Origin of the sequence: Aeromonas salmonicida subsp. salmonicida (genome assembly GCF_001643305.1) — a bacterium.
In the GTDB taxonomy this organism is placed as follows: Bacteria; Pseudomonadota; Gammaproteobacteria; order Enterobacterales; family Aeromonadaceae; genus Aeromonas; species Aeromonas salmonicida.
This window is the reverse complement of the sequence record NZ_LSGW01000060.1, coordinates 1-22,177: the sequence shown is the minus strand read 5'-3', so window position 1 is coordinate 22,177 and position 22,177 is coordinate 1. Positions and strand designations below refer to the sequence as shown.

Sequence of the window (22,177 nt, the reverse complement as noted above, 5' to 3'; positions counted from 1 at the left end):
TGCTTCAATGCCCCCCTAAAATGAATGAACGTTCATTCAGCCGTTGTGATAATCGAGTCATGAACAAGAAAGAACGCATTTTCAATGCGGCTCATGAAATACTCGGCGAGCAGGGTTTCCACGGTCTGTCCATTGCCGTGGTAGCCAAGAAAGCCAAGGTGGCGGCGGGCACCTTCTACCGTTACTTCAGTGACAAAGATGATCTGATCCGCCAGCTCTATCAACACAGTATCCTCCAGTGTCATCCCCTGGTCATGGAAGGTGTGCAGATAGATGAGGTGTCATTTCAGCAATTTCGGCGTCTGTGGCTCAACATCCACGCCTTTTTTGCCGACGACCCCAACGCACTCAAATGCAAGTTGCAATATGAGTGTTCCCCACTGGGAGCCGAACTGGAGAAAGACCCGGTCATCATGGCCACCTGGGCGCCTCTGGATCGTTTCTTCGAGCAGGGACGTGAACAAGGTCTGTTTATCGATCTACCCGTCCGGGCACTGCAGGTGCTGAGCCTGGACTGTGTGGGGACTCTGGCGCTACAACGCCAGGTTCATCACTTTGAGCTGACGCAAGAACAGCTGGAAGCCGCGATCCGGGCCAGCTGGAATGCCATATTAACCCCCAACTTTTCCACCTCAATGGAGCCTGTTCATGAAAAAGTGGATGGCCATCATGTTGCTGATAGCGCTCGCCCTGTTTGGTAGCGTCATCGGCTTCAATATGTTCAAGCAGAAGAAGATTGCAGAGTTCATGGCCAACCGGCCAGAGCCCGAGTTCCCGGTCACCGCCATGGTCACCAAGGCACAGGACTGGGTTCCGACCATAGAGGCAATCGGCTTCATCGAGCCGAATCAGGGGGTGACGCTCTCCACTGAACTGGCAGGCACAATCGATGCCATCACCTTCGAATCGGGCAAGCCGGTCAAGGCAGAGCAACTGCTGCTGAGCCTGGACTCCAGCGTGGAGAAGGCCAATCTGCAAGCCTCCCTGGCCAAGCTGCCAGCGGCGCGAGCCAAGTTCGAGCGTTTCCAGAACCTCTACAAGAAGAGCTCCATCTCCAAGGATCAACTGGATGATGCCGAAGCCAGCTACCGTTCACTGGAAGCGGATATCGACAGCCTGAAGGCAACCATTGCCCGTCGCCAGGTACGCGCCCCCTTCGGTGGCGTGGTCGGTCTGCGTAACGTCTTCCTCGGCCAGTACCTGCAACCGGGTACCGACATAGTGCGGCTGGAAGATACCAGTGTGATGCGCCTGCGCTTCACCGTGCCCCAGACCGATATCTCCAAAATTACTCTGGGCCAGACCGTCAAGATCAATGTGGACTCCTATCCGCAAGTGCAATTTGACGGGCATATCACCGCCATTGAACCCGCAGTCAACTACCAGAGCGGCCTGATCCAGGTACAGGCAGACATCCCGAACAACGGCGGTCAGCTTCGTTCCGGTATGTTCGCCCGCGCCAGCATCATTCTGCCCACGGTGAAAGACCAGGTTGTGATCCCGCAATCCGCCATCTCCTTCACCCTGTATGGCGAGAACGTCTATGTCATTCATGAGGCGGACGGCGTGAAACGGGCCAAGCAGGTAGTAGTCAAGGCGGGTGAGCGTCGCGGCAATGACGTGCATGTGCTGTCCGGCATCAAGGCTGGAGACCAGATAGTGCTGTCGGGTCAGGTACGCCTGAGCAACGACACCAAGGTGCGCGTGGTCGAAAACGATGCCCTGGCCGTTCCGGCACAAACCCCGATGCTGTAAGCGCGGAGATCTGCAATGCGATTTACTGACATATTTATAAAACGGCCTGTGCTGGCGATCTCGCTCAGCTTCCTGATCGCCCTGCTGGGCTTTCAGGCCATCTTCAAGATGCAGGTGCGGGAATACCCCGAGGTGACCAATACGGTGATCACGGTCAGCACCAGCTACTATGGCGCCAGTGCAGACCTGATCCAGGGATTCATCACCCAGCCGCTGGAGCAGGCGGTGGCACAAGCCGACAACATCGACTTCATGACCTCCTCCAGTCAGCTGGGTAGCTCCACTGTCACGGCCTTCATGAAGCTGAACACGGACCCCAACGCCGCGCTCTCCGACATACTGGCCAAGGTCAACTCGGTACGCTCCCAGTTGCCGAAAGAGGCGGAAGACCCTTCGGTCACCTCCTCCACTGGCTCGACCACGGCAGTGCTGTATCTTGGCTTTACCAGTCCAGAACTGAGCTCCAGCCAGATCACCGACTATCTGGAACGGGTCATCAAGCCGCAGCTCTTCACCGTGGGCGGTGTGTCCAAAGTTGACCTCTACGGCGGGGTCGAATTTGCCCTGCGGGTATGGCTGGATCCGGCCAAGATGGCAGCCTTCAACCTGACCGCCAGCGACGTGATGACTGTGCTCAACAGCAACAACTATCAGTCAGCCACCGGTCAGGCGACGGGTTACTTCACCCTGTTCAACGGCAATGCCGAGACCCAGGTCAGCGATACCGACGAGCTCAAGCGGCTGGTCGTCGCCACCCGTGACGGCAAGGTGATCCGCCTCTCCGACATCGCCAAGGTGACGCTGGAGAAGAGCCACGACATCTATCGCGCCAGTGCCAATGGTCGCGAAGCCGTGGTCATGGCGGTCAACGCAGCACCGACTGCCAACCCCATCAACATCGCCCACGATGTACTGGAGTTGATGCCAAGCCTGAAGAGCAACATGCCGAGCACCATGCAGACCAATGTGCTGTATGACTCAACCATCGCCATCAACGAGTCCATCCACGAGGTTATCAAAACCATACTGGAAGCAGCTGCCATAGTGCTGGTGGTGATCACCTTGTTCCTTGGCTCCTTCCGTGCCGTCATCATCCCGATCATCACAATACCGCTCAGTCTGATCGGCGTAGTGATGATGATGGATCTGTTCGGTTTCTCCATAAACCTGATGACCCTGCTGGCCATGGTACTGGCCATCGGTCTGGTGGTGGATGACGCCATAGTGGTGCTGGAGAACGTAGACCGCCACATCAAGCAGGGGGAGGAACCCTTCCGGGCCGCCATCATAGGGACCCGCGAGATAGCCGTGCCGGTTATCGCCATGACGGTCACCCTGGCGGCTGTGTACGCGCCGATCGCCCTGATGGGCGGCATCACGGGTTCCCTGTTCAAGGAGTTTGCCCTGACCCTGGCGGGGGCAGTATTTGTCTCCGGCATCATAGCCCTGACCCTGTCGCCCATGATGTGCGCCAAGATGCTCAAGGCCAACGAAAAGCCGGGCAAGTTCGAGAGCACGGTTCATCACCTGCTGGAACGGATGACAGACCGCTACGACAGCATGCTGCACGCCGTGATGCAAAAGCGCATCGTGGTCCTGGTGTTCGCCGTCATAGTGTTCGGCAGCCTGCCGCTGCTGTTCAAGTTCATCCCGAGCGAGCTGGCTCCGTCAGAGGACAAGGGGGTTATGGCCGTACTGGGTACGGCACCGTCCAACGCCAACCTGGACTACATCGAAAACACCATGGCGGACGTGAACAAGATCCTGGATGAGCAGCCGGAAATCGCCTACTCCCAGGTCTTCTCCGGTGTGTTCAATGCCAACCAGGCCTTTGGTATCGCCTCCATGGTGCCCTGGAACCAGCGTGAAGCGAGCCAGAAAGAGGTACTGGACCGGGTTGCCAATCTGGTGAAAGACATCCCCGGCATGGCCATCACCACCTTCCAGTTCCCGGAACTGCCAGGGGCGTCGAGTGGTCTGCCGATCCAGTTCGTCATCACGACGCCGAAGAGCTTCGAGAGCCTGTTCCTGATCGCCGGTGAAATGCTGGCGGCCACCCAGGCCAACGGCCAATTCGTCTATTCGGATCTCGATCTGAACTACGACTCCGCCACCATGAAGATCAAGATCGACAAGGACAAGGCGGGTGCTTACGGCATCACCATGCAGGACATAGGTATCACCATGGGCACCATGATGGCGGACGGTTACGTCAACCGTATCGATCTGGATGGCCGCTCCTATGAGGTGATCCCGCAGGTCGAGCGCAAGTACCGCATGAACCCGGAATCCATCAAGGGTTACTACGTGCGGGCGGCTGACGGTAAATCCATCCCGCTGGGGAGCCTCATCAGTATCGAAGTGGTCGGTGAGCCACGTGCCCTGCCCCACTTCAACCAACTGAACTCGGCCACCATAGGCGCAGTACCGGCACCGGGCGTGGCCATGGGAGATGCAATCAACTGGTTCAAGGCCACAGCCGAAGAGAAGCTGCCGCAAGGCTATCGCTACGACTTCATGGGTGAAGCCCGCCAGTTCGTGACCGAGGGCAATGCGCTCTACGCCACATTCGCACTGGCGCTGGCCATCATCTTCCTGGTGCTGGCGATCCAGTTCGAATCCGTGCGTGACCCCCTTGTCATCATGGTCTCTGTCCCTCTTGCCATCAGTGGCGCCTTGATTGCGCTGGCATGGGGCATGGCCACCATGAACATCTACTCCCAGGTGGGCCTTATCACGCTAGTGGGTCTGATTACCAAGCACGGTATTCTGATCTGCGAAGTGGCGAAGGAAGAGCAGTTGCTGCATGGCATGAACCGGATGGAAGCCGTGATGCAGGCAGCCAAGGTGCGTCTGCGCCCCATACTGATGACAACGGCTGCCATGATTGCGGGTTTGATCCCGCTGCTGTATGCCGCGGGTGCCGGTGCGGCCCAGCGCTTCAGTATCGGTATCGTGATCGTGGCCGGTCTGGCGATCGGCACCATCTTCACCCTGTTCGTGCTACCGGTGATCTATACCTACCTGGCCTCCGAACACAAACCCCTGCCGGTGTTTGATGAATCCATTCCGCCCAAGGCGAAAGGGAGTCACTGATACTCAAATTGACTGCTCAAGGCCCCGTTTCGGGGCCTTATTTTTATCACGCTAACGAAACACGACATAAGTGCATGAAGCAGTTAAACTAAATGGCAATATATCCAGACCGCAAGGACGCCATGTCAGGACTCTTCTCCAAGACCGCGCAGGCCGTCGGCCGCAACGGACTCTCATACCGACTGCTCTCCTATATTCTGGTGTGCAGTACCGTATTGGCGATGATCATTACGGTGCTTCAGCTTGGCTGGGATTACCGCAAGGATGTTGCCGTCATCGAAGACAGCATCGGCCAGATCGAAGCCTCCTTCCTGCAGCCCATCGCCGCCAGTTTGTGGAACCTGGATGAAGAGCAGGTCAAGGTGCAGATCGAAGGCATCATGAACCTGCCCAACATGCAATTCGTGATGGTCAAGGAGATGCTCGGCAACTCGGAAGTCCCGCTGTTGACCCAGGGGGTCGAACGGGAAAGCTACGACATCTCCCGCGAGTTCAACCTCACCTATCAGGGTGAAGTGGTTGGCAAGCTTTTCGTCGCCGCCTCCCTCGAGCAGATCTATCAGCGCCTTATCGAAAAATCCGTGCTGATCATGGTCAGTCAGACCATCAAGACGCTGGTGGTCTCATTCTGCATCCTGATCATCATTTACTATCTGGTGGTTCGTCATCTCAACCGCATCGCCAACTACGCCCAAAAATTCAATCTGGACAGACTGGCAGTCGAGCTGACGCTGGAAGGCCGCCCCCTGCCCCGCAAGAAACCCGACGAACTGGATACCCTGGTCGCCACCCTCAACCAGATGCGAGCACGGCTGAACGATGAGTTTGCGGCGCGCCATCAGGCGGCAGAACAGCTGCAACAGGAGCGGGACTTCTCGGCAACGCTGATCAACTCGGCCAACATGGTCATCTGTTGCATGGAGCCGGATCTCAACATCGCCAGCATCAACCCGGCGGCCATACTGCTGACCGGCTATCACCAGCAGGAAATATTGCAGCACAACTGGCTGGATCTGTTTGTCAGCCAGGAGCAGCGGGAAGACCTGACTCTGACCCTGGCCGATCATGGCGCCATTGAGGACAAAGAGGTCATCATGCATGACCAGCAAGGCAATGAGCTGGTGCTGCAGTGGACCTTCGCCCCCTTTTACGAAGGCCCCAATCTCAAGTATCTGATCGGATTCGGTTATGACATCACCCGCCTGAAGAAGGTTGAGCGAGAGATCATTCAGCTCAACGAACTGCTGGAAGGCAAGGTGGTGGAACGGACACGTAGCCTGAGCGATGCCAACAACCAGCTGGGCAAGGCGTACGACGACCTGAAACAGGCGCAGCAAACCCTGGTAGAGTCGGAAAAAATGGCCTCACTCGGCTCCCTTGTCGCCGGGGTCGCCCACGAGATCAACACCCCCATCGGCATCAGCGTCACCGCCTCCTCCTATCTGCAGGAGCGAGTGGCTGACTTCAAGCTGCACATCGACTCCAAACAGCTGTCGCGCTCTTACCTCAATGAGTTCACCGTCAACCTCGATGAATCCATGCAGTTGCTGCAAAGCAACCTGAGACGCGCCTCGGAGCTTATCGCCAGCTTCAAGCAGGTGGCAGTCGATCAGTCATCGGAAGCACGCTACAACTTCAGCCTCGCTGACAACCTGCATCAGGTAGTGGTTTCCCTCGGTCACAAGCTGAAAAAAGCCCAGTGCGAAGTGGATATCCAGTGCGATCCCAAGCTGTCTATCTTCTCTTTCCCCGGCAGCTTTGCCCAGATCTATTCCAACCTGATCCTCAACTCCATCAACCATGGTTTTGATAATTGGGACAAGCCCAAGAAGATCACCATCAAGGTGGAACAAGAGGGTGAAGAGCTGCTGATCAACTACAGCGACAACGGCCGCGGCATACCAACGGAGATATTGCCGCGCATCTTCGACCCCTTTGTCACCTCCAAGCGAGGCCAGGGCGGCAGCGGGCTCGGCACCCACATCATCTACAACCTGGTGGTGCAGTTGCTGAAAGGCCGCATCAGCTGTGTCAGCGAACCGGGCAATGGCGCCCAGTTCCATATTCGCCTGCCAATCCAACATAACTGAGTGCTGGCTCTTGTGAGCCAGCCGCTTTATCCCCATCATGCTGTGATTGCCTTCTTAATGAGCGGAGAATCTCGCAATGGCACAGCATTTTGACTATATCGCCATCGGCGGCGGCAGTGGCGGTATCGCCTCGGCGAACCGGGCTGCCATGTACGGCAAAAAAGTTGCCCTGATTGAAGCCAAAGAGTTGGGGGGAACCTGCGTCAACGTCGGTTGTGTACCGAAGAAAGCCATGTGGTATGCAGGCCAGATCGCCGATGCCCTGAAATATGGCGCCGATTACGGCTTCGATACCACACTCAATCAATTCAGCTGGGCCAAGCTGGTCGAGTCCCGCCAGGCCTACATAGGCCGTATCCATCAGTCCTACCAGAATGTGCTGGGCAAAAACCAGATCACCGTCGTCAAAGGCTTCGCCCGCTTCGTCAATAGCAACACGATCGAAGTCAATGGTGAACAATACACGGCCGATCACATACTGATCGCCACCGGTGGCCGCCCTGAAGTACCCACTATTCCCGGTGCCGAACTGGGTATCGATTCTGATGGTTTCTTCGATCTGCAGGCGCAGCCCAAGCGAGTTGCCGTGGTCGGTGCTGGCTATATCGCCGTCGAAATTGCTGGCGTGATGCAGGCCCTCGGCAGCGAAACCCATCTGGTGGTCCGCAAACACGCGCCGCTGCGTAACTTCGATCCCATGATCCACGAGACCCTGGTGGAGATCATGGCGCAAGAAGGGCCTAAACTGCACACCCATGCCACTCCCAAAGCGGTAATCAAGAACGCCGATGACAGTCTGACACTGCAGCTGGAAGATGGTCGCCACCTCACGGTCGACTGCCTGATCTGGGCCATTGGCCGCACGCCAGCCACCGACAATCTCGACCTGACAGCAGCCGGCATCGAACTGGACGACAAGGGTTTTATCCCGACCGACAAGTTCCAGAACACCGCCGTCGCCAACGTCTATGCGGTGGGTGACAACACGGGTCGCATCCAGCTGACCCCGGTGGCCGTCGCCGCAGGTCGCCGCCTCTCGGAGCGGTTGTTCAACAACAAGCCGAACGAGCACCTTGACTACAATCTGGTGCCGACAGTGGTGTTCAGCCACCCCCCCATTGGCACCATAGGCCTGACCGAGCCGGAGGCCATCGCCGAGTATGGCGAGAGTCAGGTAAAGGTGTACCGCAGCCAGTTCACCGCCATGTATTCGGCACTGACACAGCATCGCCAACCCACTCGCATGAAACTGGTCTGTGTCGGGCCGGAAGAAAAAGTGGTCGGTCTGCACGGCATCGGCTTTGCCATGGACGAGATCCTGCAAGGCTTCGGTGTCGCCATGAAGATGGGCGCTACCAAGGCCGACTTTGACAACTGCGTGGCCATTCATCCCACCAGCGCGGAAGAGTTCGTGACGATGCGCTAAGCCTCTCGCCCTTTCCTATCAACCCGGTCCAGGCCGGGTTTTTTCATGTCCGTCCTTCAGTAGCCCAGTAAAACCCTCGCTTTTTACGCCGATTTTACGCCCGCCCCATGCCGCTTTATGGCGCCTTTACGCCTGTTTTACATACCCTTTCAGCGTCAACTACACCAACGGAGTCGATGCTGTCTTACATCGACTCTTGCAGCTAATTATTTCAATGGAGTCGATATGAATTGGCTATATCTGCTGCTGGTCCTCGCCCTTATGGGTTATCTGTTGCGCGCGTTAACGCGCAGCCACGAGTGAGGGATCTGATATGTGGCAAGAAGTGATCTATCCGGTAGCCTTTGTGCTGCTGGTCCTGCTGCCAGCACCCCTGCTTGGCAGCTATATATATCGGGTGTTTGAAGGCAAGAGCCGCTGGCTGTCGCCGATCGAGCGCGCCACCCTGGCCTGCTGCGGCACGGACGGACGGGAGCAGGATTGGAAGTCCTACGCCCTCAGCCTGCTGGCCTTCAACGGTACCGGTTTCGGTCTGCTGTTCCTGATCCTGATGGCACAAGGCCTGCTTCCCCTCAACCCGCAGCAATTGCCAGGGCTGAACTGGGAACTGGCCTTCAACACAGCGGTCAGCTTCATGACCAATACCAACTGGCAAGCCTATTCCGGTGAGGCCAGCCTCTCCTACTTCAGCCAGATGGTGGGGCTTACCACCCAGAACTTCGTCTCCGCCGGTACTGGTGCAGCCGTTGCCGTCGCCCTGTTTCGTGGTATCTCCCGCCAGCAGACCATTCATCTAGGCAACTTCTGGCAAGATCTGGTGCGCTTCTGCCTCTATGTGCTGCTGCCACTGGCGCTGATCATGGCGCTGCTGCTGGTGTGGCAAGGTGTGCCCCAGAGTCTGTCTGCCTATCTGCCGTTCCATAGTCTGGAAGGTCAGGAGCAACTGCTGCCACTGGGCCCCGCCGCCTCTCAAATCGCCATCAAGCAGCTCGGTTCCAACGGTGGTGGCTTCTTCGGTGTCAACTCGGCGCATCCGTTCGAGAACCCGACAGCCCTCTCCAACTGGCTGGAGATGGTCACCCTGCTGACCATTCCCGCCGCGCTGGTCTGCACCCTGGGTCGCTATGTGAAGGACACGGGCCACGGCCGTGCCATCCTCACCGCCATGGCCTTGCTGTTCGTGCTGGGGCTCTGCCTCTCCCTTTCTCAGGAGATGAAGCTGGATCCCAATCTGGCCCATATCACCAGCCAGGCGGGCAACTGGGAAGGCAAGGAGAGCCGCTTCGGCCCCGTACTTTCCAGCATTTGGGAAGTCGCGACCACTGCTGCCTCCAACGGTGCAGTCAACTCCATGCATGACAGCTTCACCCCCCTCGGCGGCATGGTCGGCATGATCAACATGCTGCTCGGCGAGGTCATCTTCGGCGGCGTGGGCTCGGGTATCTACGGCATGATGCTGTTCGTGCTGCTGACCGTGTTCCTCTGCGGCTTGATGGTGGGACGCACCCCGACCTATCTGGGCAAGCGCCTCGGTATCACGGAGATGAAATGGGTTGTCGCCAGCATGCTGGTAATGCCAGTCGGGGTATTGGTGTTAGGCGGGGTCACTCTGCTGATGCCGGATGCCAGCACCATCATTGGTCATGAAGGGCCCCACGGGCTGTCACGGCTGATCTATGCCTATGCCTCGGCAGCGGGTAACAACGGCTCCGCCTTTGCTGGTCTCGCAGCCGCCGATAGCTGGCAATGCATCGCCATCGGCCTGGCCATGCTGCTCGGTCGCTTCGGTTACATCATACCTGTGCTTGCCATCGCTGGTCAGCTTGCCCGCGCCCCGCGCCAGGAGACGGGTGAGGGTGACTTCCCGATCCGCGGCCCGCTGTTCATTACCTTGCTGATTATCACAGTGTTGCTGATAGGTGGGCTCTCCTTCCTGCCGGTACTGGCACTGGGCCCGGTAGCCGAGCATCTGAGCCTGATGCAGGGAGCGTTCTGATGAACGACGCCAGCGCGATCACATCACAGATGCCAATGGTCAACTATTTGATACTGGGAGCTTTTCAATGAGCAAGTCCATATCCATCACAACCCATACCGACAAGGTGAAGGGTAAAAAGCAACGCTCGCAAATCGTGCAGGCCATGGCCGAAGCGCTTTACCGCTTCAATCCCAAGGCACTGTTTGGCAGCCCTATTCTGTTCACACTCTGGCTGGCTGCCGTCATGGCAACCGTGGAGTCCCTGCTGGGGCAGCCTTTGTCTGGGGTCGCCCCCAGTCTGGCCTGGCAACTGACCGCCTGGCTGTGGCTGACCCTCTGGTTTGCCAACTTCGCCGAGACCCTGGCCGAAGGGCGCGGCAAGGCGAGAGCCGACAGTCTGAAGGCGGGCATGAGCCAGCTCAAGGCTCGTCGGGTGACCGATGCCAAAGATGGTCAGGGCGAATGGGTGCCTGCCACCAGCCTGCTGAAAGGCGATCTGGTGCTGGTACGCAGCGGCGAGATGATCCCGGCCGATGGTGAAGTGGTCGCCGGTATCGCCTCGGTCAACGAAGCCGCCATCACGGGGGAATCTGCCCCCGTCATCCGCGAATCCGGCACCGACCGCAGTGGTGTGACTGGCAACACCACAGTGGTCTCCGACGAGATCTGGGTACGCGTCAGCAACAATCCGGGTGAAAGCACGCTGGATCGCATGATAGCCCTGGTCGAAGGAGCCAAACGTCAGAAGACCCCGAACGAGATGGCGCTCGACGCCCTGCTGGTGGGTCTGACCCTGATCTTCCTGCTGGTGGTGGCGACCCTGCCCTGGTTCCTCAACTACAACGGCACCCAGGTACCCAGGCTCTATCTGATCGCCCTCTTCATCACTCTGATACCGACCACCATAGGCGGTCTGCTCTCCGCCATCGGGATCGCCGGTATGGACCGGCTGGTGAAGCTGAACGTGATAGCCAAATCAGGCCGCGCCGTGGAGGCCGCCGGTGACGTGCGCACCCTGTTGCTGGACAAGACAGGCACCATCACCTTCGGTAACCGCATGGCAGACGAGCTGATCCCGGCACCAGGGGTGGATCCCTCCCTGCTGGCCCAGGCGGCCATGCTGGCCTCCCTTGGCGACAATACGCCGGAGGGCAAGTCCATCCTGACCCTGGCGGGCAAGAGCATGGCCAAGCCGAGCCAGCTGGAGAGCGACAAGGTGATCCCCTTCAGTGCCGAGACCCGCTTGAGCGGTCTGGATCGCAACGGTCACCAATATCGCAAGGGTGCTGTGGATGCAGTGCTCAACTACCTCTCTCTCGACCGCAAAGCAGTGCCAGAGGTAATCCTCAAGTCGGTGGATCACATAGCTCGCCAGGGCGGCACGCCGTTGCTGGTCTGCACTCACGAGAAGCTGCTGGGGGTCGTGTTCCTCAAGGACATCATCAAGCCAGGCATCAAGGCCCGCTTCCAGATCCTGCGTCACATGGGGATCCGCACCGTGATGATCACAGGTGACAACCCGCTGACCGCCGCCGCCATCGCTGCCGAAGCCGGGGTAGATGACTTTATCGCAGAAGCAACGCCGGAGAAGAAGCTGGCTTATATTCGCCAGGAGCAGGCGGACGGACGTCTGGTCGCCATGTGTGGTGACGGTGCCAACGATGCGCCGGCGCTGGCACAGGCTGATGTGGGCCTAGCCATGAACGAGGGCACCCAGGCCGCCAAGGAGGCGGGCAACCTGGTGGATCTCGACTCCAACCCCACCAAGCTGCTGGACGTGGTACTGGTCGGCAAGCAGTTGCTGGTGACCCGGGGAGCATTAACCACCTTCTCCATCGCCAACGACGTGGCCAAGTACTTTGCCATACTGCCGGCCCTGTTCATCACCGCCTATCCGCAACTGGGTGCGCTGAACCTGATGCAGCTGGGTAGCCCCGAAAGCGCCATCTTGTCGGCCATCATCTTCAACGCCCTGATCATTGTGGCGCTGGTACCGCTGGCCCTGCGCGGTGTCAGTCTGAAGGGAACGGCTGCCAGCCTGCTGCGCCGCAACCTGATGATCTACGGTGTCGGTGGTCTGCTAGTGCCCTTTATCGGCATCAAGCTGATCGACCTGGTCATCACAGGCCTGGGTCTGGTGTAACGACATAGCGGGGTGCAAGCCAGACTTGCATCCCATCAACCTGTTTGGAGCAAGAAAATCATGATCGCAATCAGAACCCTGCTGACCCTGACCCTGTTGCTGGGCGTCGGCTACCCCCTGGCAGTGACAGGTGTGGCCCAGTTGCTGTTTCCCTGGCAGGCCAATGGCAGCCAGTTGACCAACAAGAAGCAAGAGTTTGTCGGTAGCGCCCTGCTAGCGCAGAAATTCGAGCGGGCTGAGTACTTTCATTCCCGTCCTTCCGCCAGTGACTTCGCCACCATTGGCAGCGGCGCCAGCAACCTGGGCGTCAGCTCACCATTGCGTAGCGAGTTCGCCAAGGCACAGGGTGATGTCCAGTCTCCCGCCATGCTGACCCGCTCCGGCTCGGGCCTCGACCCCCATTTACCGGTGGATGCCGTGCTGGCTCAGGTGGACAGAGTGGCCAAGCAGCGAGGGCTGGATCCCGCCTTGCTGACGGAGCAGGTCAAGTCGGCGACACAAGCTGGTATCCTTGGCCCGCAAGTGGTCAATATCCTTCAGCTGAATCTGTTGCTCGATCAGGGCAAGGATGCCTGATGGAGGCAAAGTCCGGCACATACGGCTGGCGATGACCCACATTTTCGAACTGAGCCAGCGGTTGCTCGATAAGGACAATAATGCGTAATGAGGTAAAGGCGGCAAGTCTGGAGCGGGAGCACTGGGATGCGTGATGAGGCAAGGGCCGACGCCTTGCTGGCGAGCCTGGAACAAGAACACAAGGGCAAGCTGAAGGTATTCCTCGGTGCCGCCCCCGGCGTAGGCAAGACCTACGCCATGCTGCAGGCAGTGCGTGAGCAGGCAAGAGAGGGGGTCGATATCCTGATCGGCGTGGTGGAAACCCACGGCCGTCAGGAGACTCTTGCCCTGCTCGACAAGCTTGCCATCCAGCCACGCAAACTCCATCTCCACCGCCAGCAACGTCTGGAGGAGATGGATCTGGATGCGCTGCTTGCACGCAAACCCGCCATAGTGGTGGTGGATGAGCTGGCCCACAGCAACGCCCCCGGCAGCCGCCACGAGAAACGCTGGCAGGATGTGGAGGAGCTGCTCGGTGCCGGCATCGACGTCTACTCCACCCTCAACGTACAACACCTCGAGAGCCTCAACGATCTGGTGTGGCAACTGACCGGTGTCAGGGTCAAGGAGACCCTGCCCGACCAGGTGCTGCTGGAGGCCGACAGCATAGTGCTGATCGACCTGCCCCCCAAGGAGTTGCTCGGCCGGCTCAAGGAGGGCAAGGTCTATGTGCCCCATCAGGCCAAGGCCGCCCTGCAGTCCTTCTTCTCCCTCAACAACCTGACCGCCCTGCGCGAGCTGGCGATGCAGACCGCCGCCAGCCACGTGGAGGGGGATCTGCAACTGCAGTGGCAAGCCGCAGGCAAGACAACGCTGCCGTTGCGAGGCAAGCTGATGGTTTGCCTCGGCGATCAGCACGGCTCTGCACTGGTGCGTTACGGCCACCGTTTCGCCCAGCGACGCCAGCTGCCCTGGCTGGTGGTCCACATCGACAGCAAGGGACAACGCTCCGCCGAGCTGGAGCAAGCACTGGCGCTGGCCTCCCACCTAGGGGCCAAGGTGTTGACTCTCTCCAGCCCGGCGGTAGCCAGTACCCTGCTGGAAACGGCCGAGCAACAACAGGTATCGCAACTGCTGCTCGGCAAACCCCACAAGGCACCCTGGCGCCGCTCCCTGGTGCAACACCTGCTCAAGCAGGCACAAGGGCTCGAAATCACGCTGGTGGATACCGAGAAGCGCAAACCCGGCATAGGATTGCAGCCGCTTCACCCCAAGGACATTCGCCAGAGTCTGCTGGCAGTAACCATAATGGGGCTGACATCGGCTGCCGCCTGGGGACTTTCTCACTGGCTGCCCCCTGCCTCCCTGCCGCTGCTGTTCGTATTGGGGGTGCTGGCGACGGCACTCACCACCAGCCTGGTGCCCGCCATTCTGGCGGCCGTGCTGGGGTTCGTCGGCCACAATCTGCTGTTCACCGCTCCCTACTTCTCCCTCAGCGTGGCCAGTCACAGTGATCTGCTCACCCTGTTCGTGCTGCTCATCGTCGGCATGACGGCGGGGCGGCTCGCCTCCCGCCAGCGCCAACAGCTGGTGGGCTTGCGCGAAACCCAGCAGCTCGGCAACGCCCTGCTGTCGCTGAGCCAGGGGCTGGCCACCGCCAGCAGCCCGGAAGAGGTGCTCAGGCAAGGCACCCAGGCCATCTCGCTGGCCCTGGCCCAACCCGTCTTTGCCCTCGATCAGGACTATCAGCACAGGGCGGGCTCGGCCCAACACAATCCGGGCCAGACCGACAAGGCGGCCATCGACTGGTGTCTGGCCCAGAAGCAGAGCGCCGGTGCCCACACCGCCACCCTCAATGCAGCCGAAGCCCAATATCACCATCTCACCGATGAGCTGATCCTCGGCATTCGACTGTCCAACCCGCTCGCCTCGTCGGCCGAGCATCAGCTGCAAGCCCTGCTCACCGACATCCGCGCGGCTCTGGCACGGATCGATCTCAACGAACGGTTGGCCGACAGCCAGTTGCAGGCGGAGACGGATCGGATGCGCGCCGCCCTGCTCTCGTCTGTCTCTCACGACCTGAAAACCCCGCTCGCCACCATAATGGGGGCTGGCAGCACCCTGCTGGAGTACGGTGACAGGATCAGCCCGGAGGATCGCAGCGAACTGCTCCATTCGGTGCAGGACGAGGCCCGTCGCCTGCACAGCTATGTGCAGAACCTGCTGGACATGACCCGCATCGGTTCACCCGACTTCCAGCTGAAACGCGACTGGGTCGACCTGGCCGATCTGGTGGAGAGTGCCCGCAAGCGGCTGGAGTCTTCCTGGCGTCAGCACAAGCTGCTGGTGCACTTCGATCAGCAGATCCCCCAGCTTTATGTGCACGGCGCCCTTATCGAGCAGGTGCTGGTCAATATCCTCGACAATGCCTCTCGCTACTCACCGGCCGGCACCCCCATAGAGTTCAAGGTGATGCTGGCGGATCCGGACCTCATCCTCGACATCATAGATATCGGGGTCGGCATCGCCGAGTCGGACCGGGACAAGATCTTCAATCTGTTCTACACCCAGCCTGTCGGCGATTGCGGCAGTCGAGGCACCGGGCTTGGCCTCGCCATTTCTCGCGCTATGATAGAGGCCCATGGCGGCCGTATCTGGGCATTCTCCGGTCCCAATGGCAACGGCACCTGCATGCGCATCTCGCTGCCGCTTGCCCTCAACGCACCTGAGGTATAATGGTCCGCATATGGCTCACAGCGATGGCAGAGAGTGCTATTTCCCCTCGCCTCAGCCCTCCCCCAATGTTCGCCTCTGGAGGCTAGATGGCTCACATATTGGTCATAGATGATGAAGCGGCGATTCGCCGCTTTCTGCGTATCAGCCTGATTGCCGAAGGGCATCAGGTCAGCGAGGCGGTAGGGGTCAACGAAGGGCTGGAACTGTATCGCCATCTCAATCCCGATCTGGTGATCCTGGATCTCGGCCTGCCGGATGGGGATGGCATTCAGATACTGCAAGCCATTCGCGAGCATCACCAGAATCCGGTACTGGTACTGTCGGCGCGGGATTCTGAACAGGAGAAGGTGCGACTGCTGGATGCCAGCGCCAACGACTATATGAGCAAGCCGTTCGGCATTGGGGAGATGATGGCCCGCATCCGGGTATTGCTGCGCCAGCGGGCCGGAGTCAGCAGCGGCGAACGCCGCCACTTTCCGCAATGTGGCCTGACCCTGGACGCCAGCAGCCACAAGGTGAGCCTGCATGATGAGGAAATTCCCTTGTCTCGCAAGGAGTTTGCCCTGCTGCAGGCGCTGGTGTGCCATCCCGGCAAGCTGGTGATGCAGACCCAGCTGCTCAACGACATCTGGGGGCCAAGCCACAAGGAAGATACCCACTACCTGCGCATCGTCATCGCCAGCCTGCGCAAGAAGCTGGGGGATAATCCCCAGCAACCCAGCCTGATTGAAACCGAATCCGGCATCGGCTACCGTTTTATCGGCAGCTGATGTTTCAGCAAGAAGCTGGGCGGCAACATTCCCAGCAACCCCACCTGATCGAGACCGAATCCGGTATCGGCTACCGCTTTGTCGGCAGCTGATGTTTCAGCAAGAAGCTGGGGGATAACCCCCAGCAACCCAGCCTGATTGAAACCGAATCCGGCATCGGCTACCGCTTTGTCGGCAGCTGATGTTTCACGTGGAACGCCGTCCGCTGCACAGTACGGCCAAGAGGCCACAGCCAAAGAGCAGCATGCCCAGATCCTGCAAACCGGCCGCCAGTGCCAACCCCAGACTGAGCAACAGGTAGTAGGCCAGCCCGAACAGAGCACCCGCACTGCCTGCCACCTCCCGATAAGTCAGCAAGGCCTGACTGAGCACATTGGGAATGGCGATACCAAAGGCCACGACCACCCCCATCATGGGCAACAGGAATCAGAGCGAATCCTGACTCGCCCACACAGCAACCCCCGCCCCCAGCACCAGAGACGTGGCCAACCGGATGAGCGACATCGACTGCCAGCCCTTGCCCAGCAAGCGCTTGTTCAGCAGGCTGCCGATCAGAGTCCCTAGCGCCAACACCAGGCCGGAATAGCCGAACTCGCTGGCATTCAATCCCAATCCGGCAAATAGAAACGGTGCCAGGCTGTAGTAGCCAAACAGCATGGTATTGAACAGAGCGACCAGCAGGGCGCTGCGCCAGAGCCCGCCATCCCTTGCCATCCCTTGCCATCCGGCACGCCAGTGGCCAGAGAGCCACCCGGGTAGTGATGGCAGGACGGGTTTCCGGCAGACGCCAGCTGGCGATCACCGTCAATCCCAAGGCCAGCACCAGCAAACCGCTGAAGACACCGAGATAGCCTAACTGCTCGGCCAACAGACCACCGCTCACCAGCCCCAACACTGGGCTGAGGGAGAGTGCGACTCCCATAACAGAGAAGACACGGGCCAGATCGCTGCCCTGATAGCTGTCACGCAACATGGTCTGCGTCACGACAGATCCCACGGCTGCGCCAAAGGCCGAGATAATCCGGGCCAGCAGCAGGGTTTCAAACAGGTTGGCCAGCAATGCCAGCAGACAGCCTGCCCCGTAGGTCAGCAGACCGGCCAGCATGGCCGGACGCCGACCAATTAGATCGCAGAGGCGACCCCAACAGACAACCCCTACCGCAAACGCCAGAAAATAGACTGACAGTGTCTGGGACGCCTGCCCGTCACTCACCCTGAACTGACTGGCAATATGCGTCAGCACAGGGCTGTAGATGGTCTCCACTATCTGGGGAAACATCATCAATCCGACCACCAGCCAGAGCGGTGGCAACTTGTTGTTCATGACAAACCTCCTTGACGAGAGGTTGCCAGTCTAGAGAGATACGAGATGTCTGATTACAATAAGCAAGACTATAAACATCAACAATCAGACATATGGCCTTTATTCTTCCCGATCACCCTTTTGATCCCGACCGCCTGACTGGCAGCGTGATCGGCATAGCCTCTGCACTGGGTTGGCACGACTCAGGCCTCAACGCCATCAGCTGTTGTTCGCCCAGGCTGGCTGCATGAGCATAGAGCTGGCCAATCGGGTATGCCTGCTGCCACCCAGTCGGGCAGCCTGGCTGCCGGCGGGTACCCCCCACAGGGTCTTGATGCGCGGCGTGGTGGCCTACCGATCCCTCTACTTCATGCCACAACCAGAGCTGCCAGCCAGCGTGCAGGTGATTGCTGTCAACCCGCTGCTGCGGGAGATCATAGAACGAATGGCACTCTGGCCATGGGAGAAACCGGAAGTGGAGCAGAGCCGGACGCTGGCCTTGTTCATAGAGGAGCTGGCGCAAGCACCGCGACAATCCTGGCAGCTGCCGTTGCCGGCAGACCCTCGCCTGGCAGTCTGGTTACAGGAGGTAAAACGGGGAGACACCCTGCCCGATCGGCTCAACCGGCTGGCCGAACGGGTGGGTGCCAGTGACAAGACCATAGGTCGTATCTTCATGCGGGAAACCGGCATGAGCTATCAGGCATGGCGCCAGCAGTGGCGTCTGCTGCGCGCCATGGAGCTGCTGGCCGAGACTGTGCCCATCAGCCGGGTAGCGGCTTCGCTGGAGTTCTCCAGCGACAGCGCCTTCATCAGCTTCTTCAAGCAGCATACGGGGCAAACTCCCCTGCGCCATCTCAACTCTGGGGGTGAGTCGCATCGGCCGAGCTAGCTTCCACCACCAGGGTATCCAGCGCCAGTGGCTTCAAGTTGCTGAGGGCATCCAGCACCACAACCCGGGATGCTTCCTGCTGCTGGGCCAGCATCTCCTGTCCCAGTTTGGCGGTATCCAGTTCGGGTCTGGGGTTTTCAGTTGCCATGACATTCAGGCTGAGGGTGCTCATTATCAGGGTGGCGATCAGGGTTTTCATCTGGCTTGCTCCGGTATGGTTGAGATGACCAGATAGCTATTCCAATAGTCGTGCCAACCCTCAAAAAATACATAAGATTATGAATTTGTTTAAATTTATCTTCTTATGACACCAAGGTGCGTCGCACAAAACATCATGCGTGGTCATTTTTAAACCCATTAATGGTATTTTTTACCATGCTCGGTTATTGAGTCATGTTCCACGTGGAACGTCCCGTTATTTTGATCGACACCCGCTTTTAAACTGAGCTATGGTGCTACATCCCCGTAACTGACTCTGGATCCGTCACCGAATGGAATTTTCCTTGTTCGGCGAGAAGTTCACTCGCCACGCCGGCATTACCCAACTCATGGATGACCTTAATCAGGGGCTGACCAATCCGGACGCCATCATGCTGGGCGGCGGTAATCCGGCTCCGATCCCCGCCATGCTGGAACGCTTTCAAACCGAAGCCAGAAACCTGCTCGACAATGGCGAACTGGTCAAAGCCATGGCCAACTACGACGGCCCCCAAGGCAAAGACAGGTTCACCAAGGCACTGGCCACCCTGCTCAGCAAGGAGCTCGGCTGGAATATCACGTCCCGCAATATCGCCCTGACCAACGGCAGCCAGAATGCCTTCTTTTACCTGTTCAACCTGCTGGCCGGTGAGTTCGCAGATGGCCGCAAGAAGAAGGTGCTCTTCCCCCTGGCGCCCGAATACATTGGCTATGCCGACTCGGCACTGGCCGATGACTATTTCGTGGCGTACAAACCCACCATAGAGAAACTGCCCGATGGCCAGTTCAAATACCATGTGGATTTCGAAAGTCTGCAGGTGGGTGACGATATCGGCGTGATCTGCGTCTCTCGGCCGACCAACCCGACCGGCAACGTGTTGACCGACGAGGAGATTGAACACCTCGATCAAATCGCCCGCGACAAGGGCATTCCACTGCTGATCGACAATGCCTACGGTGTGCCCTTTCCCGGCATCATCTTCAGCGAGGCCAAGCCGTTCTGGAACGCCAACACCATCCTCTGCATGAGCCTCTCCAAGCTGGGACTGCCAGGCACCCGCTGTGGCATCGTCATCGCCGATGAGAAGATCATCCAGGCCATCACCAACCTGAGCGGCATCATCAACCTGGCGCCGGGCAGCCTGGGGCCCGCCATCACAATCCCCATGATCGAGAGCGGCGAGATCATTGCCCTGAGCGAACAAGTGGTGAAACCCTTCTACAAGCAGAAGGCCGACTTCGCAGTGCAACTGCTGCGAGACGCCATCCCGGACCCGCGCTTCCATATCCACAAGCCGGAAGGCGCCCTCTTCCTCTGGCTCTGGTTCGAAGGCTTGCCGATCCACAGCCAGGAGCTGTATGAACGGTTGAAAGCCAAGAACCTGCTGATCGTGCCTGGTCACTACTTCTTCCCCGGCATCGACGACCCAGAGTGGCGCCACAGCCAGGAGTGCATCCGCCTCAACTACTCCCAGAGCGAGGAGCTGGTGCGCCGTGGCATTGCCATTCTGGCGGACGAGATCAACGCCCTTTATGTATGAAAATGGCCACGAGTATCAACTTTACTCTAAAAAAGCCGGACTGAATTAGACAGAGAGATATCAGGAGGCCCACTAGAATTCCCTTCCGTATCATCATACTGAAGGGTTGATCATGGATATTGGTGAAATCCTGCTGGCTGAACTGGCCACGCAGTTACAACTCTCTTCGCTTACCATTGATGAGAACGGCAATTGCCCACTTCTTATCGACAGCGAGCTTCCGCTTATCTTGCACTTGGAGCCATGTGCCTTGCTCATCATGGCTCCTTTAGTGCTTCCTACCTTCTCTTTCGACAATGCCGAGTTACAGCGCCGCATGCTCATGGCCGCACTGAATCCTGCCTTCGACAAAGAACCCGGTATTGGCTGGCACCCAGAGTTCCAGTTGATTGCCTATCGGCGCCATATGCTGGATGGGATGACTGGCAGCCAGCTGGCACAACATCTGGGCGACTTCATCGAGTGGATGCGAAAATTTGTGACCTCGCTACCGCGATCTACCCCAGCAACAGCAACAACAAGAGGCATTCATGATCGAGTTTAAAAGTGTGGCCGCCCTGCTGCATGCAACGCCACCGCAGCAAGAACAGTTTAAAAATGAAGGCTCCCTGAAGATCGCAGGCAAGGAGTATCGTATCGATGCCGACTTGCAGCAGGTTTTACGTACCCACCCTTAAAGCAGCAACATTGCTCGCTTTTTTGAAGGGGTCGGCAAGCTGTTCAGTCTGGGATCCTCAACTTCTGTTGCCAAAGCCGCAACTCAGCAGCTCTTCTCTACCCCAGGAGCCCAACAACAACGCCTACAAAGCGATGACGCTGTTGCTCATGCTCGCATGCTGTTTAAAGACCGTCTTATTACGACACCGGAAGATGTGTTAGAACGACTGAGAACCCAGAGACCAGCCACACACGACAGCGAACATGCACTGCTGTTTCAACGGGCCATGTCAGAGGCACTCAAGCAGAGCCCAGCCGGAAATGAGCTACTCGCCCTTGTTGGCGAACAGGCTGTGACTGAGCTGCTGAATAAGCTGACCGATCCAAAGCAGTCCATGACCAGCCTGGAGCAACTTTACCGGCAACCGTCTGCGGCACAAGCAATCAACGCTCTTGACCCCTTGCTGAAGATAGAAATAAAGAACCTGCAGGTAGCCCAACAACACCAACAAGCACTCCTCACCCAGGATCTTGGTCAAGGCGTCTTTTCTGGTACTCTCGAAGAGTCGTTCTACAACCCAACCGGTTTTACCGAAAATGTGGATCGCGCAGCAGCATGGATTCTTAAGGCTTCAACATCCGGTGGCAATGAGTGGAGCAATTTTACCGCCCTGCTCAGGGAATATAGCGAGAACTCTCAGAGCCTGACAGACAGCTCGGTTCTCAAGCAACTTCATCACCAGCTGGTCCCCAATCTGACCCGTGACTATCGAGGACCGGCCATCAGTGGGGGCAGTCTGCCATCCAGCATTGGCGGTGCTGCCATGCTGGAGAAACATCTGGCAACTCTTGATAGCAAGGATCCCCAACTGGGCAAAAAGCTGTTTGCGGCTGTTGTTGGTTTCCATGGCTTTACCGATGGAAATGGCAGAATGGGAAGATTGCTATACGCACTGAACGAACTGCGTGAAGGACGGTTTGCCCCTCTCGATTTGCCAGCAGAAAATTCACTGCATGGGATCGCGATAAACAACAAA

At 58.5% G+C, this 22,177-nt stretch carries 15 protein-coding genes and 3 pseudogenes; 16 read left to right on the top strand and 2 right to left on the bottom strand.

What is annotated here, in order from left to right:
* Positions 1-59 precede the first annotated feature (59 nt).
* From AXW79_RS09840 to AXW79_RS24200, 11 genes and pseudogenes are all read left to right on the top strand, one after another.
* Positions 60-701 (top strand): TetR/AcrR family transcriptional regulator, encoded by a 642-nt coding sequence (locus AXW79_RS09840; protein ID WP_005319482.1) that lies wholly within the window; start codon positions 60-62, stop codon positions 699-701.
* Positions 649-1,755: an efflux RND transporter periplasmic adaptor subunit gene (locus tag AXW79_RS09835; RefSeq protein WP_011898205.1), complete on the top strand. Its 1,107-nt coding sequence runs from the start codon at positions 649-651 to the stop codon at positions 1,753-1,755. Before AXW79_RS09840 ends, AXW79_RS09835 begins: the two co-directional genes overlap by 53 nt.
* A gap of 15 nt (positions 1,756-1,770) precedes the next feature.
* A complete protein-coding gene (locus AXW79_RS09830; RefSeq protein WP_011898204.1) occupies positions 1,771-4,851 on the top strand; it encodes a multidrug efflux RND transporter permease subunit in 3,081 nt (1,026 codons plus the stop codon).
* A 92-nt stretch (positions 4,852-4,943) separates the two neighbouring features.
* On the top strand, positions 4,944-6,941 hold the full coding sequence (locus AXW79_RS09825) for an ATP-binding protein (RefSeq protein ID WP_005319489.1): 1,998 nt from the start codon (positions 4,944-4,946) through the stop codon (positions 6,939-6,941).
* Between the two features lie 76 nt (positions 6,942-7,017).
* Positions 7,018-8,367, top strand: coding sequence for a glutathione-disulfide reductase (gene gorA / locus AXW79_RS09820; protein WP_005319491.1), 1,350 nt, complete (start codon positions 7,018-7,020; stop codon positions 8,365-8,367).
* A gap of 313 nt (positions 8,368-8,680) precedes the next feature.
* A complete protein-coding gene (kdpA, locus tag AXW79_RS09815) occupies positions 8,681-10,363 on the top strand; it encodes a potassium-transporting ATPase subunit KdpA (RefSeq protein WP_005319493.1) in 1,683 nt (560 codons plus the stop codon).
* A 67-nt stretch (positions 10,364-10,430) separates the two neighbouring features.
* Positions 10,431-12,488, top strand: a complete 2,058-nt coding sequence (kdpB, locus tag AXW79_RS09810) for a potassium-transporting ATPase subunit KdpB (RefSeq protein ID WP_005319495.1) — start codon at positions 10,431-10,433, stop codon at positions 12,486-12,488.
* Positions 12,489-12,548: 60 nt separating this feature from the next.
* Positions 12,549-13,064: a potassium-transporting ATPase subunit C gene (locus AXW79_RS09805; protein ID WP_005319497.1), complete on the top strand. Its 516-nt coding sequence runs from the start codon at positions 12,549-12,551 to the stop codon at positions 13,062-13,064.
* A gap of 126 nt (positions 13,065-13,190) precedes the next feature.
* A complete protein-coding gene (locus AXW79_RS09800) occupies positions 13,191-15,779 on the top strand; it encodes a sensor histidine kinase (protein WP_005319500.1) in 2,589 nt (862 codons plus the stop codon).
* An 86-nt stretch (positions 15,780-15,865) separates the two neighbouring features.
* Entirely contained in the window at positions 15,866-16,549 is a 684-nt protein-coding gene (locus AXW79_RS09795; protein WP_005319502.1) for a response regulator, read from the top strand.
* 101 nt (positions 16,550-16,650) lie between these two features.
* Positions 16,651-16,731: pseudogene (locus AXW79_RS24200) on the top strand (DNA-binding response regulator); the annotation flags it as partial.
* Positions 16,732-16,735: 4 nt separating this feature from the next.
* Here the strand turns inward: AXW79_RS24200 and AXW79_RS09790 are convergent.
* Positions 16,736-17,873: pseudogene (locus AXW79_RS09790) on the bottom strand (multidrug effflux MFS transporter).
* A 92-nt stretch (positions 17,874-17,965) separates the two neighbouring features.
* On the opposite strand from AXW79_RS09790, the pseudogene AXW79_RS09785 reads away from it, so the two are divergent.
* Positions 17,966-18,744: pseudogene (locus AXW79_RS09785) on the top strand (AraC family transcriptional regulator).
* On the opposite strand, the gene AXW79_RS09780 reads toward AXW79_RS09785, so the two are convergent.
* A complete protein-coding gene (locus AXW79_RS09780) occupies positions 18,710-18,943 on the bottom strand; it encodes a hypothetical protein (RefSeq protein ID WP_005319507.1) in 234 nt (77 codons plus the stop codon). The pseudogene AXW79_RS09785 and the gene AXW79_RS09780 sit on opposite strands and share 35 nt — an antisense overlap.
* 292 nt (positions 18,944-19,235) lie before the next feature.
* Between AXW79_RS09780 and AXW79_RS09775 the strand changes: the two genes are divergently transcribed.
* The 4 genes from AXW79_RS09775 to AXW79_RS09765 all read left to right on the top strand — a co-directional run.
* On the top strand, positions 19,236-20,483 hold the full coding sequence (locus AXW79_RS09775) for a valine--pyruvate transaminase (protein WP_005319509.1): 1,248 nt from the start codon (positions 19,236-19,238) through the stop codon (positions 20,481-20,483).
* Positions 20,484-20,595: 112 nt separating this feature from the next.
* Complete coding sequence (locus AXW79_RS09770; RefSeq protein ID WP_005319511.1) at positions 20,596-21,027, top strand: type III secretion system chaperone; 432 nt, start codon at positions 20,596-20,598, stop codon at positions 21,025-21,027.
* A complete protein-coding gene (locus AXW79_RS23445; protein ID WP_005319513.1) occupies positions 21,014-21,160 on the top strand; it encodes a hypothetical protein in 147 nt (48 codons plus the stop codon). The genes AXW79_RS09770 and AXW79_RS23445 overlap by 14 nt, the downstream gene beginning before the upstream one ends.
* Positions 21,161-21,169: 9 nt before the next feature.
* On the top strand, positions 21,170-22,177 hold a 1,008-nt coding region (locus tag AXW79_RS09765; RefSeq protein WP_196764783.1), incomplete at its 3' end, for a VopS family T3SS effector adenosine monophosphate-protein transferase.